Source organism: Pantoea sp. 1B4 (genome assembly GCF_016925765.1).
Taxonomy (GTDB): domain Bacteria; phylum Pseudomonadota; class Gammaproteobacteria; order Enterobacterales; family Enterobacteriaceae; genus Pantoea; species Pantoea agglomerans.
Window position 1 is genome coordinate 2,906,953 of the sequence record NZ_JAEUWZ010000001.1, and the last position, 18,453, is coordinate 2,925,405.

Annotated in this window: 16 protein-coding genes and 1 pseudogene; 6 read left to right on the forward strand and 11 right to left on the reverse strand. The window is 56.7% G+C overall.

The genetic code is table 11. The features are described from left to right. Positions 1 to 9 precede the first annotated feature (9 nt). The 7 genes from cysA to JNO11_RS14035 all read right to left on the reverse strand — a co-directional run bounded on the left by cysA (position 10) and on the right by JNO11_RS14035 (position 5,630). Positions 10 to 1,098 carry a sulfate/thiosulfate ABC transporter ATP-binding protein CysA gene (cysA, locus tag JNO11_RS14005; RefSeq protein ID WP_010259925.1) on the reverse strand — a complete coding sequence of 363 codons (1,089 nt, stop codon included), beginning with the start codon at positions 1,096 to 1,098 and terminating at the stop codon, positions 10 to 12. Beyond that, entirely contained in the window at positions 1,088 to 1,963 is an 876-nt protein-coding gene (gene cysW / locus JNO11_RS14010; RefSeq protein WP_010259929.1) for a sulfate/thiosulfate ABC transporter permease CysW, read from the reverse strand. Before cysW ends, cysA begins: the two co-directional genes overlap by 11 nt. Then, the gene (gene cysT, locus JNO11_RS14015; protein WP_010259932.1) at positions 1,963 to 2,796 is read right to left on the reverse strand and encodes a sulfate/thiosulfate ABC transporter permease CysT; all 834 of its coding nucleotides are present in this window, start codon (positions 2,794 to 2,796) and stop codon (positions 1,963 to 1,965) included. The genes cysW and cysT overlap by 1 nt, the downstream gene beginning before the upstream one ends. Next, a complete protein-coding gene (locus JNO11_RS14020) occupies positions 2,796 to 3,812 on the reverse strand; it encodes a sulfate ABC transporter substrate-binding protein (RefSeq protein WP_033772378.1) in 1,017 nt (338 codons plus the stop codon). The genes cysT and JNO11_RS14020 overlap by 1 nt, the downstream gene beginning before the upstream one ends. 252 nt (positions 3,813 to 4,064) lie before the next feature. Next, a complete protein-coding gene (locus tag JNO11_RS14025) occupies positions 4,065 to 4,682 on the reverse strand; it encodes an RpoE-regulated lipoprotein (RefSeq protein WP_061901213.1) in 618 nt (205 codons plus the stop codon). A gap of 65 nt (positions 4,683 to 4,747) precedes the next feature. Beyond that, entirely contained in the window at positions 4,748 to 5,215 is a 468-nt protein-coding gene (locus JNO11_RS14030; protein WP_010259942.1) for a DUF2919 family protein, read from the reverse strand. After that, entirely contained in the window at positions 5,205 to 5,630 is a 426-nt protein-coding gene (locus JNO11_RS14035) for a GNAT family acetyltransferase (RefSeq protein WP_003848834.1), read from the reverse strand. The genes JNO11_RS14030 and JNO11_RS14035 overlap by 11 nt, the downstream gene beginning before the upstream one ends. Before the next feature lie 207 nt (positions 5,631 to 5,837). On the opposite strand from JNO11_RS14035, the gene amiA reads away from it, so the two are divergent. From amiA to ampH, 5 genes and pseudogenes are all read left to right on the forward strand, one after another. Next, complete coding sequence (gene amiA / locus JNO11_RS14040; protein WP_325177434.1) at positions 5,838 to 6,686, forward strand: N-acetylmuramoyl-L-alanine amidase AmiA; 849 nt, start codon at positions 5,838 to 5,840, stop codon at positions 6,684 to 6,686. Positions 6,687 to 6,786: 100 nt separating this feature from the next. Next, complete coding sequence (gene hemF, locus JNO11_RS14045; RefSeq protein ID WP_010671360.1) at positions 6,787 to 7,701, forward strand: oxygen-dependent coproporphyrinogen oxidase; 915 nt, start codon at positions 6,787 to 6,789, stop codon at positions 7,699 to 7,701. 346 nt (positions 7,702 to 8,047) lie between these two features. Further along, on the forward strand, positions 8,048 to 8,998 hold the full coding sequence (gene tal / locus JNO11_RS14050) for a transaldolase (RefSeq protein ID WP_010259954.1): 951 nt from the start codon (positions 8,048 to 8,050) through the stop codon (positions 8,996 to 8,998). Positions 8,999 to 9,055: 57 nt separating this feature from the next. Continuing rightward, a complete protein-coding gene (tkt, locus tag JNO11_RS14055) occupies positions 9,056 to 11,056 on the forward strand; it encodes a transketolase (RefSeq protein ID WP_010259958.1) in 2,001 nt (666 codons plus the stop codon). A 256-nt stretch (positions 11,057 to 11,312) separates the two neighbouring features. Then, positions 11,313 to 12,477: pseudogene (gene ampH / locus JNO11_RS14060) on the forward strand (D-alanyl-D-alanine-carboxypeptidase/endopeptidase AmpH). On the opposite strand, the gene JNO11_RS14065 reads toward ampH, so the two are convergent. The 4 genes from JNO11_RS14065 to JNO11_RS14080 form a co-directional block, all read right to left on the reverse strand. Then, positions 12,474 to 13,547, reverse strand: a complete 1,074-nt coding sequence (locus JNO11_RS14065; protein WP_061901210.1) for a DUF1176 domain-containing protein — start codon at positions 13,545 to 13,547, stop codon at positions 12,474 to 12,476. The pseudogene ampH and the gene JNO11_RS14065 sit on opposite strands and share 4 nt — an antisense overlap. Before the next feature lie 189 nt (positions 13,548 to 13,736). Continuing rightward, a complete protein-coding gene (nudK, locus tag JNO11_RS14070; RefSeq protein WP_031592577.1) occupies positions 13,737 to 14,315 on the reverse strand; it encodes a GDP-mannose pyrophosphatase NudK in 579 nt (192 codons plus the stop codon). Between the two features lie 142 nt (positions 14,316 to 14,457). Further along, entirely contained in the window at positions 14,458 to 15,954 is a 1,497-nt protein-coding gene (gene ansP, locus JNO11_RS14075) for an L-asparagine permease (protein ID WP_010259970.1), read from the reverse strand. A 278-nt stretch (positions 15,955 to 16,232) separates the two neighbouring features. After that, complete coding sequence (locus JNO11_RS14080) at positions 16,233 to 16,505, reverse strand: DUF1471 domain-containing protein (protein WP_010671356.1); 273 nt, start codon at positions 16,503 to 16,505, stop codon at positions 16,233 to 16,235. A 255-nt stretch (positions 16,506 to 16,760) separates the two neighbouring features. On the opposite strand from JNO11_RS14080, the gene narQ reads away from it, so the two are divergent. Next, on the forward strand, positions 16,761 to 18,449 hold the full coding sequence (gene narQ, locus JNO11_RS14085) for a nitrate/nitrite two-component system sensor histidine kinase NarQ (protein WP_029519734.1): 1,689 nt from the start codon (positions 16,761 to 16,763) through the stop codon (positions 18,447 to 18,449). Positions 18,450 to 18,453: the final 4 nt, after the last annotated feature.

Consider the following 18,453-nt stretch of genomic DNA (forward strand, 5'->3'; position numbering starts at 1 on the left):
GAGAAAATATCAGGCGCTTTGTGCAAAGGCAACTGCGCGCAGTGGCGTATCGCCCTTATAGAGACGCGCCTGCTGTAAGCCAACAAACAGACGCTCGCCGCGAATCGGCGCTGTCTGCTCACCTTCAAACACCACAGAAACCGGCTCGCTCTGCCAGCCGGCAGGCTGGACGACCAGTTGCCAGAAGTGTCCACGCGGGCTCACTTCCAGTACCTGTACCGGCAGCGGGGTTTCCAGACTGCTGCGGCGTGATACGTCGATTTCCCACGGACGCAGGAACAGCTCAACCGCACCCTGATGGGCCGAGGTATAGCCCAGCGGCCAGTGGTGCGCGCCGACGTGGAACTGTGATCCCTGAATCTCGCCATCAAAGCGGTTCACTTCACCCAGGAATTCCAGCACAAAACGGGTCGCCGGATCGCGCCACACATCATCTGGCGTGCCGACCTGTTCAATGTTGCCCTGGCTCATCACCACCACGCGATCCGCCACTTCCATCGCCTCTTCCTGGTCGTGGGTGACAAACACGCTGGTAAATTTCAGCTCTTCATGCAGCTGACGCAGCCAGCGGCGCAGCTCTTTACGCACCTGAGCATCCAGCGCGCCAAAGGGTTCGTCCAGCAGCAGAATCTGCGGTTCAACCGCTAACGCTCGCGCCAGGGCCACACGCTGTTTCTGGCCGCCCGACAGCTGTGCCGGGAAGCGATTCGCCAGATGGGCCAGCTGCACCATCTCCAGCAGACGGGTAACACGCTGTTTAATCTCCGCCGTTGAAGGACGCTCACGACGTGGCAGCACGGTCAGGCCAAAGGCGATGTTGTCGAATACCGTCATATGACGGAACAGCGCGTAGTGCTGGAAGACAAAACCGACCTGACGATCGCGCGCATGCAGGCGACTGACATCGTTGCCATGAAAACGGATGTGACCGCTGTTCTGATGCTCCAGCCCGGCAATAATGCGCAGCAGCGTGGTTTTACCCGAGCCTGATGGGCCAAGCAGCGCCACCATTTCACCCGAGGCAATATCCAGAGAGATATCGTTCAGCACCGATGTGCGACCAAAGGATTTGTTGATCTTGTTAATCTCAATGCTCATGATTTCCCTCCTGTTGCAGGCGTTTGTGCTGTTGCTCTAAACGCCACTGCACAATGCTTTTCAGAAACAGTGTCACAATTGCCATCAGGGTTAACAGGGCGGCCGCGGTAAACGCGCCAACGGTGTTGTAATCCTGATGCAATAATTCAACCTGAAGCGGTAATGTGTAGGTCTCACCGCGAATCGATCCCGATACCACCGAGACCGCACCAAATTCACCAATCGCACGGGCGTTGGTCAGCACAATGCCATACAGCAGCGCCCAGCGAATGTTCGGCAGCGTTACGCGGCGGAACATCTGCCAGCCAGAGGCGCCCAGCAGCACCGCCGCTTCATCTTCGTGACTGCCCTGACTCAGCATCACCGGGACCAGTTCGCGCACCACAAACGGACAGGTCACAAACACCGTCGCCAGCACCATGCCAGGCCAGGCAAACATAATCTGGATGTTATGCGCATCCAGCCAGCCGCCTGCCGGGCCATTAACGCCCCAGAACAGCAGATACATCAGACCGGCCACGACCGGCGACACGGCAAAAGGAATATCAAACAGGGTCAGCAGCAACTGACGCCCCGGAAAGGTAAAGCGCGTCACCAGCCAGGCGAGCAGCGTGCCGAACACCAGGTTAACCGGTACGGTGATCAGCGCCACCATCACGGTCAGCCAGATGGCATGCAGCATGTCCGGATCCGCCAGATTGCTGAGGGCGACAATGAGCCCCTGATTCAGCGCTTCCCAGAAGATGGAGGCCATCGGCACCACCAGCAGCAGAATCGAGATCAGCGCGCCGATACTAATCAGCAGCCACTTGCCCCAGTTCACTGGCTGACGTGCAGCGTGATTAATCTGTGAAACCTCAGCCATTAGTGACCTCCCAGACGACGGCCAAAGCGGCTCTGTAATGTGTTAATCGCAAATAACAGAATCAGCGATGCCGCCAGGATCACCGAGGCGATGGCGCTGGCCGCCGGATAGTCGAACTCCTGCAGCCGGACAAAAATCATCAGCGAGGTGACTTCCGTTTTCCAGGCGATGTTACCGGCAATAAAGATCACCGCACCAAATTCACCCAGGCTGCGGGTAAAGGAGAGCGCCGTTCCGGCCAACAGCGCCGGTGCCACTTCCGGCAACACGACGCGGCGGAAGCTCTGCCACGGCGTGGCACCCAGCGTTTCGGCCGCCTCTTCATACTCCGGGCCTAACTCTTCCAGCACCGGCTGTACGGTACGCACCACAAACGGAATGCTGGTAAAGGCCATGGCGATGGCGATACCAATCCAGGTGTAAGAGATTTTGATGTCGAACTGAGCGAACCACTGTCCATACCAGCCGTTGACCGAAAAGAGTCCGGCCAGGGTCAGACCCGCCACCGCCGTAGGCAGTGCAAACGGCAGATCCATCAGGCCATCCAGCAGCGTCCGGCCCGGAAAACGATAACGGGTCAGGATCCATGCCATCAGCATGCCGAACACCGCATTAAACAGTGAGGCGACGCCTGCAGAGAGCAGCGTTACTTTATAGGCGGCAATCAGCTGCGGATTGGTCACCACATCCCAGTACTGTTGCAGCGTCATCTGCGACAGCTGCATGATCACCGCGCTGATAGGCAGCAGCAGAATCAGACAGGTAAAGAGCAGACTGGTGCCGAGGCTGAGACCAAAGCCGGGCAACACGCGTTTCTGGCTGGCTGCAAACATTATCCGCGCCCCGCCGCTAACAACTTATCAAGCTCACCGCCGCTGACGAAGTGCGTCTTCATCACCTTATCCCAGCCGCCAAACGCCTCTTCCACCCGGAACAGGTTGGTCTGCGGGAAGCGATCTTTCTGCTCCGCCATCAGCTGTGCATTGTTCACGCGATAGTAGTAGTGAGTAATAATATTCTGCGCTTCAGGTGTATAGAGATAGTTCAGATAAGCGCTGGCCGCATCAGCGGTTTTATTGGTGGCGACGTTTTTATCCACCCATGCCACCGGAAACTCCGCCAGAATGTTGGTTTTCGGCACCACCACTTCATACTCATCTTTGCCGTACTGGTTGCGGATGTTATTCACTTCGGACTCAAAGCTAATTAATACGTCGCCCAGGCCACGCTCAGCAAAGGTCGTGGTCGCACCGCGACCGCCGGTGTCGAACACTTCAACGTTTTTCAGGAATTGCGTCATAAAGGCACGGGTTTTGGCCTGATCGCCCCCGTCCGCTTTATCCGCTGCGCCCCAGGCGGCCAGATAGGTATAGCGGCCATTCCCGGAGGTTTTCGGATTCGGGAAAATCAGCTTCACATCACTGCGGGTTAAATCTGACCAGTCGTGAATCTGTTTTGGATTCCCTTTGCGCACCAGAAACGCCATGGTGGAGTAGAAAGGCGAGCTGTTATTCGGCAGACGGCTTTTCCAGTCTGCGGCAATCAGGTTGCCTTTATCGTGCAGCACCTGCACATCCGTAACCTGATTGTACGTGACGACATCCGCGCGCAGTCCCTGCAGGATAGCCAGCGCCTGCTTCGATGAACCGGCGTGCGACATCTTAATGGTCAGTGGATCGCTGGGATGGCTGGCATCCCACTGTTTAACGAAGGGAGCATTCAGGGCGACAAACAGCTCCCGCGAAACATCGTAAGAGCTATTGAGGAGTTCAGTGGCATTGGCTGCGCCGGCCAGGCTCAGCGACAACGCGATACCGCTCACGATTTTTTTCATCGCTTGTAATGTCATTTGGCACCCTGAAAAAGTTTGATGCGGATCTCACCCGCTGAGGCACCAGTTTATTTATAACTCAGTGAAAACCAGTAACGGTTTTATATATCGTTTGATGATTTCAAAGTCGAAAAAAGCATAAGACGACGGCACTGTTTATGCAGAAATCAGCAAAAGCCGATAGCGAGGAGGAACCCCGTGCCGTGCGCGGCGGCAAAGGTTTGGGAGGCTCAGCGGCCGCCTGACGGGCGGCGCGCTGAAGACGAGGGATTAACGCTGCCAGACAATCTTGCTGATTTTCCAGCTTTTCAGCGTATCGTCCGAGGGCATTAATCCCTCCGGTCCATGCCAGTCACCATGATAAACATAGGTCAGATGCTGACTGCCAGGCGCACGGCATGCCACGTCACGCGCATCGGTGCCGCTGGCTAAGGTGCAGTTGTCGAAGGCTTTGCTGAACTTATTACTGAAGACATCACCCACTTTGCTGCCATCGCTGCTGGCGATTGCGCTGTCCATGACCTCAATACGTTCAACCTGCGACTGCCCGTAAATCACCAGCTTAACGTTGCCATCATCCAGCGCCTGCCAGAAAGAGACCACCTGACCGTTCTGGCTGCGCATGCCCTGACGCAGATTATAGTCACCGTTCAGTCCGGCATTAATCGCGTCCTCTTTCATGGCGGTCGAGGCAGTTAACCCACCCACACCCTGTTCAGTCGCGGTCAGCGAGGAACCGAACCAGTTCCACGGCAGCGCCGAAGACCAGTGATACGTCAGCGGATTCCACCAGCTTGCCTGCTGGCTGCTGTCAGCGCCGGAACCCGAACTGGCACAGCCGCTCAGTACAACCGCGGCGATCAGTAGCGTGGAACGAACAGCTTTCATGAGAACTCCTGTAAATGCGATGCCGGAAAGGCGGAACTGATTGGAGTCGCAAAGCGACAAAAAGTTTAGTGAAGATGATGTTCGGGCAGAAAGCAGTCGCGGCAGCGGCGGCTGGATTGTAGCCAGATCAACGCCAGCAGGTCAAAGAGCGTCAGCAGCAATGGCAGCGGTGAGGTGAGCAGATCGCCCTGCACAAACTGCATTCCCTGCCAGAGCAGATTCACCAGCAGCGACAGCGCCAGCACGCTGCGCCAGTGCTGCCAGAGTCGCGGCAGGCGGGTGCGATACCCGGTCAGCAGCAGGCCCGCCAGCGCCGGTAAACCCAGCGCAAGACCGATCCAGAACGCCTGACGATCCGGATAGAACAGCGCCAGCAGATCGTTGCCCTGCTGCCGTGACGCACCGGCCATCACCAGCAGCAGCCAGGTCCGCGCCTGGAGTAACAGGATCAGCCAAAAAAGAAACGGCAGCCGCAGCTGCCCTCTGGCGTCATACTCGTCCGGCAGATAGCCCGGTGACGGCTTAGTATTCACGATCTTCGATCAGACGTTTACCAAACAGTAGCGCATCGACCGGCTCATAATCGAGCTTCTCATAGAACGCCACGACCTGATCATTCTCTTCGCGGATCATCAGATGCAGTTTCGGACAGCCGCGCGCGATAAGCTTCTTCTCCAGACGGTTCATCAGCGCATTCGCAAAGCCGCGTCCCTGATAGTCGGGATGCACGGCCAGATAGTAAGCCGCGCCGCGATGGCCATCATAGCCGCCCATCAGTGTGCCAACGACCACGCCGCCCACTTCAGCGACCAGAAAGAGATCGGGGTCGTGATTCATTTTGCGTTCGATATCCAGCTCAGGATCGTTCCATGGCCGTAACAAATCGCAACGTTCCCATAAGGTGATCACTTCTTCAAAATCTTCCTGGCGGAAGGCGCGGATTTCCATCTTCTTTACCTGCAAATAAGCACAATTTGCTGATTATCACGCATTCTCTGCCGCACGCAACCCTCCATGACGGGCGACAAATAAAAAAGCGCAAATTTACTGTTCGCGACCTGCAATACAAAGTAATGCCCTGAAATGGTTCTGTGATCGCAGGCAGCAGCCCCTTAGGCTATAACACCGGCAAGATTCCTGTTACCGGACCCGCACATGCACCTGCTTAAACGTTTGATTCATCGCCGTCAGTTACTGCTTTCCGGGCTGGCTCTGGCCATTTTATCGCCGCGCGCGGTTCAGGCTAAAGAGCAGTCTGCGCTTACTGGTGCCAATCGTCACTCGCGCCCTGCCCCGCCCACTAAGAACGGGAAACGTATCGTGATGATCGACCCCGGTCACGGCGGCATCGACTCTGGTGCCGTTGGCGAAGAGGGTTCCGAAGAGAAACACATCGTGCTGGAGATTGCCGGTAACGTGCAACGTCAGCTACAGAGCCATCCGCGCATAGAAGTGCGTCTGACCCGCGACAGCGACCACTTTATTCCGCTCTATCAGCGGGTGGAGATCGCCCACCAGCACGGCGCCGATCTCTTTATGTCGATTCATGCCGACGGTTTTACCAGTCCCGATGCCAACGGTGCCTCGGTGTTTGCGCTCTCTAATCGCGGTGCCAGCAGCTCGATGGCGCGTTATCTGTCACAGCGGGAGAACGATGCGGATAAGCTGGGTGGCGTGAAAGCGCAGCAGCAGGATCACTATCTGCAGCAGATCCTGTTCGATCTGGTGCAGACAGACACCATCAAAAACAGCCTGACGCTGGGCAAGCATGTACTGGATCAGATCCGTCCGGTTCATCATCTTCACAGCCAGCACACCGAGCAGGCGGCCTTCGCAGTACTCAAGTCACCGTCGATCCCCTCGGTGCTGGTCGAGACCTCCTTTATTACCAATCCGCGTGAAGAGCAATTGCTTGGCACCACCGCGTTTCGCCAGAAAATCGCCTCGGCTATTGCCAGCGGCATCGTCAATTACTTTGATGAGTTTGATCGCCGCAACGCCTGATGCATGTCGCCGGTTCAGGCCGTGCGACTCGCCGCACTCATGCAAGCGGCGCGGTTTTGCGTATAATCGCGTCAGACTTTGACAAACCATAAGCGAAAAAATGGCTGATATTTCCCGCGTAAAAGCGTTCCTGCTCGCATTGCAGGATGAGATTTGTAACCAGCTGGCGGCTGAAGATGGCGGCGCAGCGTTTGCCGAAGATAGCTGGCAGCGTCCTGGCGGCGGCGGCGGTCAGAGCCGCGTGCTGCGCAACGGCGCGGTGTTTGAGCAGGCGGGCGTCAACTTTTCGCACGTGCATGGCGATCAGATGCCGGCATCCGCCACTGCACACCGGCCGGAGCTGGCGGGTCGCAGCTTTGAAGCGATGGGCGTGTCGCTGGTGATCCACCCGAACAACCCTTATGTACCTACCAGCCACGCCAACGTGCGCTTTTTTATCGCGGAAAAACCGGGTGCCGATCCCGTCTGGTGGTTTGGTGGCGGATTTGACCTGACCCCTTTTTATGGCTTCGAAGAAGATGCGCTGCACTGGCACCAGACCGCCGCTGACCTCTGCCAGCCTTTTGGCGAGGATGTCTATCCGCGCTATAAAAAGTGGTGTGATGACTATTTCTATCTGAAGCATCGTGATGAGCAGCGCGGCATTGGCGGCCTGTTTTTTGACGATCTCAACACGCCCGACTTTGAGCAGAGCTTCAGCTTTATGCAGGCGGTAGGCCGCGGCTTTATGGATGCCTATCGGCCGATTGTGGCGCGCCGTAAAGATCACCCGTGGGGCGATCGTGAGCGTCAGTTCCAGCTCTACCGCCGTGGCCGCTATGTGGAGTTTAATCTGGTGTGGGACCGCGGCACGCTGTTTGGTCTGCAGACCGGCGGTCGCACTGAATCGATCCTGATGTCGATGCCCCCGCTGGTGCGCTGGGAATATGATTATCAGCCCGATGCCGACTCACCTGAAGCCGCCCTCTATCGCGATTTCCTGCCGGTGAAGAACTGGCTGAATCTGCCAGTCTGATCGTTTCTGCCGCTGCAGCGCGCGTCTCAACCCGCGCTGCGCTTACCTCTCGCCTGATCGGCCTCTTCTTTTTTACAGGGCACAGATTGCTACAGTGTGGCCTGCGTCATTCCTCCTGACTGCTATGCTTATGGGTGGAATATGGCGCACCCCACGGTTAACACCGCATGACGGCTCCTTCGCACCGCCTCGCAGCGCAACAATCAGAGAAACCGCATGTTCATCAGAAACTCTCTGTTGCAATGTTATGGGTTCGCGTTCCCGGTAGCAGAACATGCCACAGACCGGCTGCGAGGCCTGAGGTGCCCCCTGTTCGCTTTCATTTTTCTTTTCAAGGAGTTTAGAGATGAACCAGCTAGAAGCCCTAAAACAGTTCACCACCGTGGTGGCGGACAGTGGTGATATCGAATCGATTCGTAATTACCATCCGGAAGACGCCACCACCAACCCCTCACTCATTCTGAAAGCGTCCGGTCTCGAAGGGTATAAGCACCTGATGGATGACGCGATTGAGTACGCCAAAAAACAGGGCGGCAGCAAAGAGACGCAGATTATCAACGCCAGCGACAAAGTGGCGATCAACCTTGGTATGGAAATCCTGAAAAGCATACCGGGCCGTGTTTCGACCGAAGTGGATGCGCGCCTCTCCTTCGATCGTGGCATGTGTGTGACCAAAGCAGAAAAACTGATTCGGATGTATGAAGAGCACGGTATCGATCGCTCACGCGTACTGATTAAGCTGGCCTCAACCTGGGAAGGCATCCGCGCAGCGGAAGAGCTGGAGAAAAACGGCATCCAGTGCAACCTGACACTGCTCTTCTCCTTTGCTCAGGCGCGTGCCTGTGCCGAAGCGGGCGTGTTCCTGATCTCCCCGTTCGTTGGCCGCATCTACGACTGGTATAACTCGCGCAAACCCATGGACCCCTATGTGGCGGATGAAGATCCGGGCGTGAAATCCGTGCGTCGCATCTACGATTACTACAAGAAGCACCGTTACAGCACCATCATCATGGGCGCCAGCTTCCGTAAAGTGGAGCAGATTATCGCGCTGGCAGGCTGCGACCGCCTGACCCTGTCACCTAACCTGCTGGAAGAGTTGCAGAACAGTGATGCGCCGCTTGAGCGCAAACTGGAGCCTTCAACTGAAGGTTTCCACCAGCCGTCGCCGCTCTCCGAGGCGGAGTTCCGTTGGGAACATAATCAGGATCCAATGGCAGTTGAAAAACTCTCTGACGGCATCCGCCAGTTCGCGGTTGACCAGCAGAAGCTGGAAGATGTGCTCGCCGCACGCCTGTAGTCTTTATTTTAGTCGGGCGGGACTTTCCCGCCCTGATGCATAACAAGGGAGAACTTTATGTCCTCACGCAGAGAGTTGGCAAACGCGATTCGTGCACTGAGCATGGATGCGGTACAGAAGGCAAATTCAGGCCACCCCGGAGCGCCAATGGGAATGGCCGATATCGCCGAAGTGTTGTGGCGCGACTTCCTCCAGCATAATCCGACCAATCCCGCCTGGCTTGATCGCGACCGCTTTATCCTCTCCAACGGCCACGGCTCGATGCTGCTTTATAGCCTGCTGCACCTGAGCGGTTATGACCTGCCGATTGAAGAGCTGAAAAATTTCCGTCAGCTGCACTCTAAAACGCCAGGTCACCCGGAAATCGGCTATACCCCAGGCGTTGAAACCACCACTGGCCCGCTGGGTCAGGGACTGGCTAACGCCGTGGGCTTAGCCATTGCAGAACGCACGCTGGCCGCGCAGTTTAACCGTCCGGATCATGAGATTGTCGATCACCACACCTATGTGTTTATGGGCGATGGCTGTCTGATGGAAGGCATCTCGCACGAAGTCTGTTCACTGGCGGGGACCCTGGGTCTCGGCAAACTGATCGGCTTCTATGACCATAACGGTATCTCGATCGATGGCGAGACCGAAGGCTGGTTTACTGACGACACCCATAAACGCTTTGAGTCCTACAACTGGCATGTGATTGGCGACATTGACGGCCATGACGCTGATGCCATTCGTGAGGCGATCAAAGAGGCGCAGAGCGTCACCGATAAGCCTTCACTGATTATCTGCCGCACCATTATCGGTTTCGGTTCGCCGAACAAAGCCGGTAAAGAGGAGTCGCACGGCGCGGCGCTGGGTGAGGCAGAAGTTGCCCTGACCCGCAAACAGCTCGGCTGGAACTATCCGGCGTTTGAGATCCCGGCTGAAATCTACCAGCAGTGGGATGCCAAAGCGGCGGGTGCTGAACGTGAAAAAGCCTGGGATGCAAAATTTGCGGCTTACAAAGAAGCCCATCCAGAGCTGGCGAAAGAGTATGAGCGCCGGATGAATGGCGAAATGCCCGCCAACTGGGAAACCGAAGCGACCCGTTTCATTCAGGAGTTGCAGGCTAACCCGCAGAAAATCGCCAGCCGTAAAGCGTCACAAAACTCGCTGGAAGCCTATGGCAAAATGCTGCCGGAGTTCCTCGGCGGTTCTGCTGACCTGGCACCGAGTAACCTCACCATCTGGTCTGGTTCTAAATCGATCAAAGAGGATCCGGCCGGTAACTACATTCACTACGGCGTGCGTGAATTTGGTATGACGGCGATTGGTAACGGTATCGCGCACCATGGCGGTTTCGTTCCCTACACCGCAACCTTCCTGATGTTTGTCGAATATGCGCGTAACGCCGCGCGTATGGCTGCGCTGATGAAGGCACGACAGATTCTGGTCTACACCCATGACTCCATCGGTCTGGGCGAAGATGGCCCGACGCACCAGCCGGTAGAGCAGATCGCCAGCCTGCGTCTGACGCCAAATATGAGCGTATGGCGTCCGTGCGATCAGGTCGAAACGGCCGTAGCGTGGAAAGCCGCCGTCGAACGCCATCACGGCCCGACAGCACTGATCCTTTCGCGTCAGAATCTGCTGCAGCCGGAACGTACCCCGGAGCAGATCGAAAACATCAAACGCGGCGGCTACGTGCTGAAGGATTGCGACGGAACACCAGAAGTGATTCTGATCGCGACCGGTTCAGAGATTGAGATCACCCTGGGTGCAGCGGATAAGCTCACTTCAGGCGGTCACAAGGTGCGGGTGGTTTCACTACCTTCTACTGACCTGTTTGATGCGCAGGATGCCGCTTACCGCGAATCCGTACTGCCGAGCGGCGTGAAAGCGCGTGTGGCGGTAGAAGCGGGTATTGCTGACTACTGGTTCAAGTATGTCGGTCTGGACGGTGCGATTGTCGGTATGACCACCTTTGGTGAATCCGCCCCGGCCAGTCAGCTGTTCCCGGAGTTTGGCTTCACGGTTGAGAATATCGTCAGCCACGCTGAAGCATTACTCAAGCCAGTTTAATGCTTATGCCCTTCCCGGCTCACCGGGAAGGGCCATTTCCACTTATAGCCTGATACATAAAAAAAACTCCATTCCCCTCTTCCCGCCCTGCGCAAACTCATTACTATAGAGCCGTCATACTTAATGCTGCCTGTGCGCTGACTGTCCGTCTGTTCCTGCTGTTGTTCTGCCGGGATAACGCGGTTCTGTCCTGATGCATCCCGATGAGTGAAGGCAGATTTCCTCCGATTTTATAGCGAAGCCACTTCCGTTGAACATGCGCACACCCTATTTACTGGCCCTGATGGTTTCACTGCTTCCATTAAAAAGCATGGCGCAGGTCGCGCCCGATCCGCTGCTGGCCTCTCAGATTGTTGATCGCTATGCGGAACATATCTTTTACGGCAGCGGTGCAACCGGCATGGCACTGGTGGCGATTGATGGCAATCAGCGGGTGTTCGCCAGCTTTGGTGAAACCCGTCCCGGCAACAATATCCGTCCGCAGAAAGATTCGCTGATTCGCATCGCCTCGCTGAGTAAGCTGATGACCAGTGAAGTGATGGTGAAGCTGGCTGAGCGCGGACAGATCCGCCTCGACGATCCCCTGAGTAAATATGCGCCGCCGGGTTCACGCGTGCCCACCTACAATGGTCAGCCCATTCGCCTGATCAATCTCTCGACCCACACCAGCGGACTGCCTCGCGAACAGCCAGGCGGCAAAGCGCAGCGTCCGGTATTTGTCTGGCCGACCCGTGGTGAACGCTGGGCGTGGCTGTCGCGCGCTAACCTCAAAGCGGCACCGGGCAGCAGTGCCGCCTACTCTAACCTGGGCTACGATCTGCTGGGTGATGCACTGTCGCGCGCCACCGGCAAACCCTATCCGGCGCTGTTTCAGCAGCTGATTACCCGCCCGCTCGGCATGAAGGACACGACGTTTACGCCGTCGCCTGAGCAGTGCGGACGCCTGATGGTGGCGGAAAAAGGGGCCAGTCCGTGCAATAACACCCTGGCGGCGATTGGCAGCGGCGGCGTTTACTCCACGCCGGATGATATGGGCCGCTGGATGCAGCAGTTCCTTAACTCTTCGGTTAACCACCGCACGCCGCAGATCGATCGACTACAGACGCTAATCTATCGTCGCGATCAGCTGAGCAAAGTAGAAGGCATGGATGTGCCGGGTAAAGCGGATGCGCTGGGGATGGGCTGGGTCTTTATGGGGCCAAAAAAATGGTCGCCCTGGCATTATTCAGAAAACCGGCGGCGGCGGCGGTTTCATCACCTATATGGCGATGGTGCCGCAGCATAACGTTGGGGTATTTGTGGTGGTGACTCGCTCACCGCTGACCCGCTTTACGCCAATGAGCGACGGCGTGAATAATATGCTGGCCGAACTGGTCGGTAATCAGCTTGGCTCACCGATGATGGTGCAGGCGATTCGTTAACGCTGCTGTACGCCACCGTCAGACTGGCTGACCCACAGGGTTGGCCAGTCATCACTGCTGTGCCAGGCGTCACAGGTCGACTCTTCCGCATACTCCGCTAACACAAAACGGGTGCCATCAAACTGCCAGCGAGTGGCACTGCCGCAGTCACCCAACCCACGTCCTTTACCAAAGGTGTAGAGCTGGCCGCTGGCCGCATCATATTCGGCGTTGATCAGCTCAAGCTGCCGATCACTGGCACCTGGTGGGGTAAACGGCAGAGTTAAGGTGATGCCGCGCGCGACATACGGCTGGCTGCGCGTCACTTCAAACGCCAGATCGATCACGTTATAAGCTCCCATTTCACAACTCACCAGCAGCAGCGCGCGCTGATCGGTGAGTGGCGCCACGCTGACTTCACGACGCAGCGGATCGAGTGAGCAGGAGTCGGTATTGACCCGCCAGGTGCCGTAATCAATTAATCCGCTGGTCTCGTCGCGTGTTAATGCCGCGGGTGGCTCGATAGCAGGCGGCAGTGGCGGCAGCGCAGGCGGCGGCGGAACATCCCAGCTGGCGCGATCGCCACGTTTGACCCATGCGCTCATGCTGTTGACCCGCCCCTGGGTGTCATCCATCAGCAACAGCGCGGCCTTCATGCCGCGCAGGGAGATCAGCGCATTGGGATCGAAAGTGAGCTGAAGGGTTTTCGCCTCCATCACCAGATCAAGAAACTCATCAATTGCGATGGCATTGCTGGTGGCGAGATGATGCGGTTCAACCGTCCAGTGTTTGAGGTCGGGTTTCAGACGGCGCTGATCCAGTAGCAGGTTATCCTGAAGCGAACCGCCCGGCAGCGCGCCACTGTAGGCACTGCCGTAGTCGATTCGCAGCAAGGGGCGATCGTTGACGCCCGCATGCCGCGAAATCGTCATCACTAACCCTTTGTCGCCCGGAATATTGCGCGCCACGCAAAAGGCTTCATTGTTGCAGGTGATTTGCCAGTCGTTGAATGACTTTTGCAACGGTTCCGCCTGAACACAGGCAACCCACAGAGACGGCAACAGCCACAGCGATTTCATCCAATACGACATTAAGAAAATCGATCCCCGAATACCCAGAGTGGAGAGGATAGCGCATCAACGGGCCTGCCAGGGTTCCCATTCTGTGAACCTGTGCAAAAAGCGCAGTTAACTGCTTAAAAAGCGTGCATGAAAAGTGGATTATGCTTCACTTTCCACACTCAACGCCGTCACGCTGCAACAGGCTAACTGCATGATTTTTTATGGTATCAGCCAGCCAGCAATCTGCGCATGCTGCAACAGCATGACGGTTTTGCCGTCGCGAATGCGGCCATCGGCGACCATTGCCAGTGCATCAGGGAAAGGCAGTTCCAGCACGTCGATCGACTCATCTTCAACGCCGCCGCCCGCATTGTCGCGCAGCGATTCATTATATTCCGCTGCGAAAAAGTGGATCAATTCAGTGACGCCGCCCGGCGACATATAGCAGGCATAGAGTTTCTCCACCTCGCCCACCGCATAACCGGTCTCTTCAATCGCCTCTTTGCGAATGCAATCTTCCGGAGAGTCGTCGTCCAGCAAGCCGGCACAGGCTTCAATTAACATGCCGCCCTCGTTACCGTTGACGTAAGTGGCGATACGGAACTGGCGCGTCAGGACCACGCTGTTCTTTTCGCGGTTATAGAGCAGGATGGTCGCCCCGTTTCCACGATCGTAGACTTCACGTTTATGGCGGATAACCTCGCCACGGCCATCGGTGATCTCATAGGTGTAGTTACGCAGCACAAACCAGTTTTCGGACAGGAGCTTATCTTTGATGATGTTGATCTTAAACGACATGAGGACTCCGCTACCGCATAAAGGGAGCCTTTCATCATAGGGGCAAGCTTGCGGGAAAACTATCTTAATTCTCGCGGTGAATGAGGCGGTTTACGCCAAAAAAAAGCCAGCCCGAAGGCTGGCCTGATTGCTGCAGCGCTTATCAGCGCGAGGTGTCGTCAGCCAGTCGGGTCGGCTGAGGCTCCTCTTCGTGATGATCCTGTTCGGTCTCAGCTATGGCGTGAACACGCTTACGCACGCCAAACCATCCCAGCACCAGCAATACCGCGATCAGCGGAATGGAGGCGATGGTGTAAGTCCCGTTCGGGTAGTCAAACGCCATCAGCACCAGCACGCTGAACAGGAACAGCAGCGTCAGCCATGAGGTAAACGGCGCGCCTGGCAGCTTGAAGCTGACATCATCCGCCTTGCCCTCTTTAATCGCTTTGCGCAGACGCAGCTGACAAACCACGATAAAGGCCCAGGAGGAGATAATCCCCAGCGAGGCGACGTTCAGGACGATCTCAAACACCTGAGAAGGCACATAGTAGTTAAGCACCACACCAATCACATAGACGGCGATGGTCACCAGAATACCGGCATAAGGCACCTGCTGACCGTTCATCTTAGACATGAATTTCGGTGCAGAGCCACCCATCGACATGGAACGCAGAATACGCCCGGTTGAGTAGAGGCCCGAGTTCAGGCTGGAGAGCGCGGCACTCAGCACCACGATATTCATGATGCTGCCAACGTAAGGCACGCCCAGCTTCGAGAAGAAGGTAACAAACGGACTCTGACCCGCCTGATAGGCGTTCCACGGCAGCAGCAGCACCAGCAGGACCACGGAGCCAACGTAGAACAGACCGATACGCCAGATCACGCTATTGATCGCTTTCGGCAGCATGGTTTTCGGGTCTTTACATTCGCCGGCCGCCGTACCTACCAGTTCGATAGAGGCAAAGGCGAACACCACCCCCTGAATCAGCACCAGCGCAGGCAGTAAGCCGTGTGGGAACATGCCACCGTTATCGGTGATCAGATGGAAGCCGGTACTGTTGCCATCCAGCGGTTTGCCGGTGCCAAGGAATACCACGCCCACCACCAGGAAGATCACAATCGCCAGCACTTTCACCAGCGCGAACCAGAACTCCATCTCGGCAAACCACTTTACGCCGATCATGTTCATGGTGCCGACAATCGCCAGCGCGCCCAGGGCGAACACCCACTGTGGCACATCACCAAATGCGCCCCAGTAGTGCATGTAGAGCGCGACGGCGGTGATATCGACGATGCCGGTCATTGCCCAGTTGACGAAGTACATCCAGCCCGCCACGTAGGAGGCTTTCTCACCCAGGAATTCACGGGCGTAGGAGACGAAGCTGCCGCTGCTGGGACGGTGTAACACCAGTTCGCCCAGTGCACGCAGAATAAAGAAGGAGAAGATGCCACACACCAGATAGATGATGGCTAAGGCGGGGCCAGCAGCCTGCAAACGGCCACCTGCGCCCAGGAACAAACCGGTACCGATGGCACCGCCGATCGCAATCATCTGTACGTGACGGTTACCCATCGCCTTCTGGTAGCCGGCGTCATGAGAGTTGAGCCAGCGTCGTTTCGCAGCGCGCATCTCGCCTGGGGTTTTGTTTTTAGATTTCATAGCATTCCTGTTTGTCCTGACTATCAGTCGTCGCCCCCATTTCAGGCGTAATGCCCTGTGAAATGGGGTATTTTCCTCTGTGCGTTTGCCTGTGAGTGAGTGCCAGGCAGCGCGGGAATTTACGGCGATGAATCCTACCCGTTCTGCAAGAACGAAGCAAAATATACCGGGCAGATGCACAGGCTGATTTGTAAGAATCCATCCTGATGCACAAAAACAAAAAAACCGGCCATTTTCAGGCCGGTAAAAGCTACAGGGATGGAAACAGGAGGGTTGGGTTAGCGATAAATCTCTGCGGTGCCGCTCCACAGGCTGGAATCGCCTGGGTTATCGACACCGATAACGCGGTAATGGCTGGCGCCCATCTCTTCCGCTTTTTGCGACAGCTGGCGATTCGCATCGTCCAGCGAGCCGCGAACGCCGGAGACCGAAACGCTACCGATGCTCTGCATACTCTGCGCCTGCGACTGATCGACCGGCGCGGCGGCGAAAGTGGCAAATGAGGCGGTAGCCAGTAATGCGCCCGCCAGGACAGCATTCAGCTTTTTCATTGGATGCTCCTTAATCTGTGATCGGGGTTGAGTTGATGACTGGATGAATTATTAGCGCTGCAATGAAAAGCAACATCGGGACGATGTAAACCTGTTCCTTTTTTTAAGCGTTGAACAGCAGCACGTCCTGGGAACTGTCAGTTGCGGTCATTTTATGTGCGATGTGTAACGTCCTGTGCGATAAACAGGGAATGGATCATTTGCGTTACGTTAATGCGCTCTTATAATTCCCGCACTCTCAACAGGGCCATTCATGTGATTGTTAAACGTTCCGTAACTCAAAGCATCGCTCAGGCGCTCAGCGCCATTGTCCTGCTGTCGCTGCTCACCACCGGTCTGGCATTAGTCACGCTCCTGAGCAGCCAGCGCGACGCGGAGGCGATCAACCTGGCGGGTTCACTGCGCATGCAGAGCTATCGCATGGCCTGGGATGCCAGCCGTCAGCCGCAAAATCTGGCTCATCATCTGGCGCGCTATCAGCAAACGCTGGATGCCCCGGTGCTGCAGAAACTTGATCGGCCCTGGGTACCCCGTGAAGTAAGTGTTCGCTATCAACGGCTGCGTGCCGCCTGGCCCTCGCTGCAGCAACAGTTGCAACAGGGCGATACCGTGGCTTATCAGCAGCAGGTGCCGATCTACGTCGGTGAAATCGATCGCTTTGTGCTGGGTCTGCAACGCTATACCGAGTTGAAAATGCATCTGGTGGCCGCCAGCAGCCTGGTGGGGGTCATTGCGATTGTGGCGCTGGCACTGATGACGATTCGCTTTACCCGACTGCAGGTGGTGCGCCCGCTTAATGCGCTGGTTACCGCCAGTCGCTACGTAGAGAGCGGCAACTTTGCTTTTCCGCCGCTGCACGTTGAGCAGCAGAATGAACTGCGGGTGCTGTCGCATGCCTTCAGCGGCATGGCGGCACGGCTGCATTCGCACTACCAGCTGCTGGAAAGCACGGTGCGCGCCAAAACAGAAGATTTAACCCAGGCTAATCGCACGCTGTCGCTACTCTATGACAGCTCACAAATGCTGACCGCCAGCCCGCTGCATCCGGCACTGTTTGAAGCCGTGTTAACCAATGTACTGACGCGCGAGAAACTAACGGCGATCCGGCTCGACAGTGACCAGTTTCAGTTTCGTGCCGGTGATGATCAGGCAGCCGGTCAGTGGCAACGTCTGCCGTTACAGCAGGACGAGCAGCAGATTGGCGAGCTGCGCTGGCAGACAGCTGGTGCCTCGCCTCCGGATGAACTGATGCGCAGCCTGGCGGCGATGCTGGGACGGGCTATCTGGATCTGGCAGGCACAGCAGCAGTATCAGCAGATGCTGCTGATTGAAGAGCGCACGACCATTGCCCGGGAATTACATGACTCGCTGGCGCAGTCGCTCTCGTTTTTACGCATTCAGCTGACCCTGCTGCGCCGCGCCGTTGATAAAGACGATAGCGCCGCCCATACCATTATCGCGGACTTCGATCAGGCGCTGGCCGAGGCCTATCGTCAGCTGCGTGAGCTGCTGACCACCTTCCGTCTGACCATTGAGCAGGCGGATCTGGTGGCGGCCATGCAGGCGATGATCGCCTCGCTGCAGGAGAAGAGTAGCGCAGAGATACACTTTAACTATCAGACCGGCCTGCAGAGTCTGGAAGCACAACAGCAGGTGCATGTGTTGCAGATCGTCCGTGAGGCGCTGCTGAATGCGATTCGTCACGCCAGTGCGCAGGTTATCCGGGTGGATTATCAGCACAGTGAAAAAGGTGAGCACTTACTGACGATTACGGATGATGGCGTGGGGATGAACAGCACTGACGAACCGCCGGGCCATTATGGCCTGACTATTATGGCGGAGCGCGCTCAGCGCCTGAGCGGCCATCTGACCCTCCACGCACAGCCACGGGGTACCAGGGTGGAGTTGCGCTTTCCACCGCAACCGGCGCGCCCGCTGGAATAGCAGG

Excerpts from the sequence above, each read along its gene's own strand:
- cysA (WP_010259925.1), bottom strand. The coding sequence starts at position 1,098 with ATGAGCATTGAGATTAACAAGATCAACAAATCCTTTGGTCGCACATCG.
- cysW (WP_010259929.1), bottom strand. The coding sequence starts at position 1,963 with ATGGCTGAGGTTTCACAGATTAATCACGCTGCACGTCAGCCAGTGAAC.
- cysT (WP_010259932.1), bottom strand. The coding sequence starts at position 2,796 with ATGTTTGCAGCCAGCCAGAAACGCGTGTTGCCCGGCTTTGGTCTCAGC.
- JNO11_RS14020 (WP_033772378.1), bottom strand. The coding sequence starts at position 3,812 with ATGACATTACAAGCGATGAAAAAAATCGTGAGCGGTATCGCGTTGTCG.
- JNO11_RS14025 (WP_061901213.1), bottom strand. The coding sequence starts at position 4,682 with ATGAAAGCTGTTCGTTCCACGCTACTGATCGCCGCGGTTGTACTGAGC.
- JNO11_RS14035 (WP_003848834.1), bottom strand. The coding sequence starts at position 5,630 with ATGGAAATCCGCGCCTTCCGCCAGGAAGATTTTGAAGAAGTGATCACC.
- amiA (WP_325177434.1), top strand. The coding sequence starts at position 5,838 with ATGCACCTGCTTAAACGTTTGATTCATCGCCGTCAGTTACTGCTTTCC.
- hemF (WP_010671360.1), top strand. The coding sequence starts at position 6,787 with ATGGCTGATATTTCCCGCGTAAAAGCGTTCCTGCTCGCATTGCAGGAT.
- tal (WP_010259954.1), top strand. The coding sequence starts at position 8,048 with ATGAACCAGCTAGAAGCCCTAAAACAGTTCACCACCGTGGTGGCGGAC.
- tkt (WP_010259958.1), top strand. The coding sequence starts at position 9,056 with ATGTCCTCACGCAGAGAGTTGGCAAACGCGATTCGTGCACTGAGCATG.
- JNO11_RS14065 (WP_061901210.1), bottom strand. The coding sequence starts at position 13,547 with ATGTCGTATTGGATGAAATCGCTGTGGCTGTTGCCGTCTCTGTGGGTT.
- nudK (WP_031592577.1), bottom strand. The coding sequence starts at position 14,315 with ATGTCGTTTAAGATCAACATCATCAAAGATAAGCTCCTGTCCGAAAAC.
- ansP (WP_010259970.1), bottom strand. The coding sequence starts at position 15,954 with ATGAAATCTAAAAACAAAACCCCAGGCGAGATGCGCGCTGCGAAACGA.
- JNO11_RS14080 (WP_010671356.1), bottom strand. The coding sequence starts at position 16,505 with ATGAAAAAGCTGAATGCTGTCCTGGCGGGCGCATTACTGGCTACCGCC.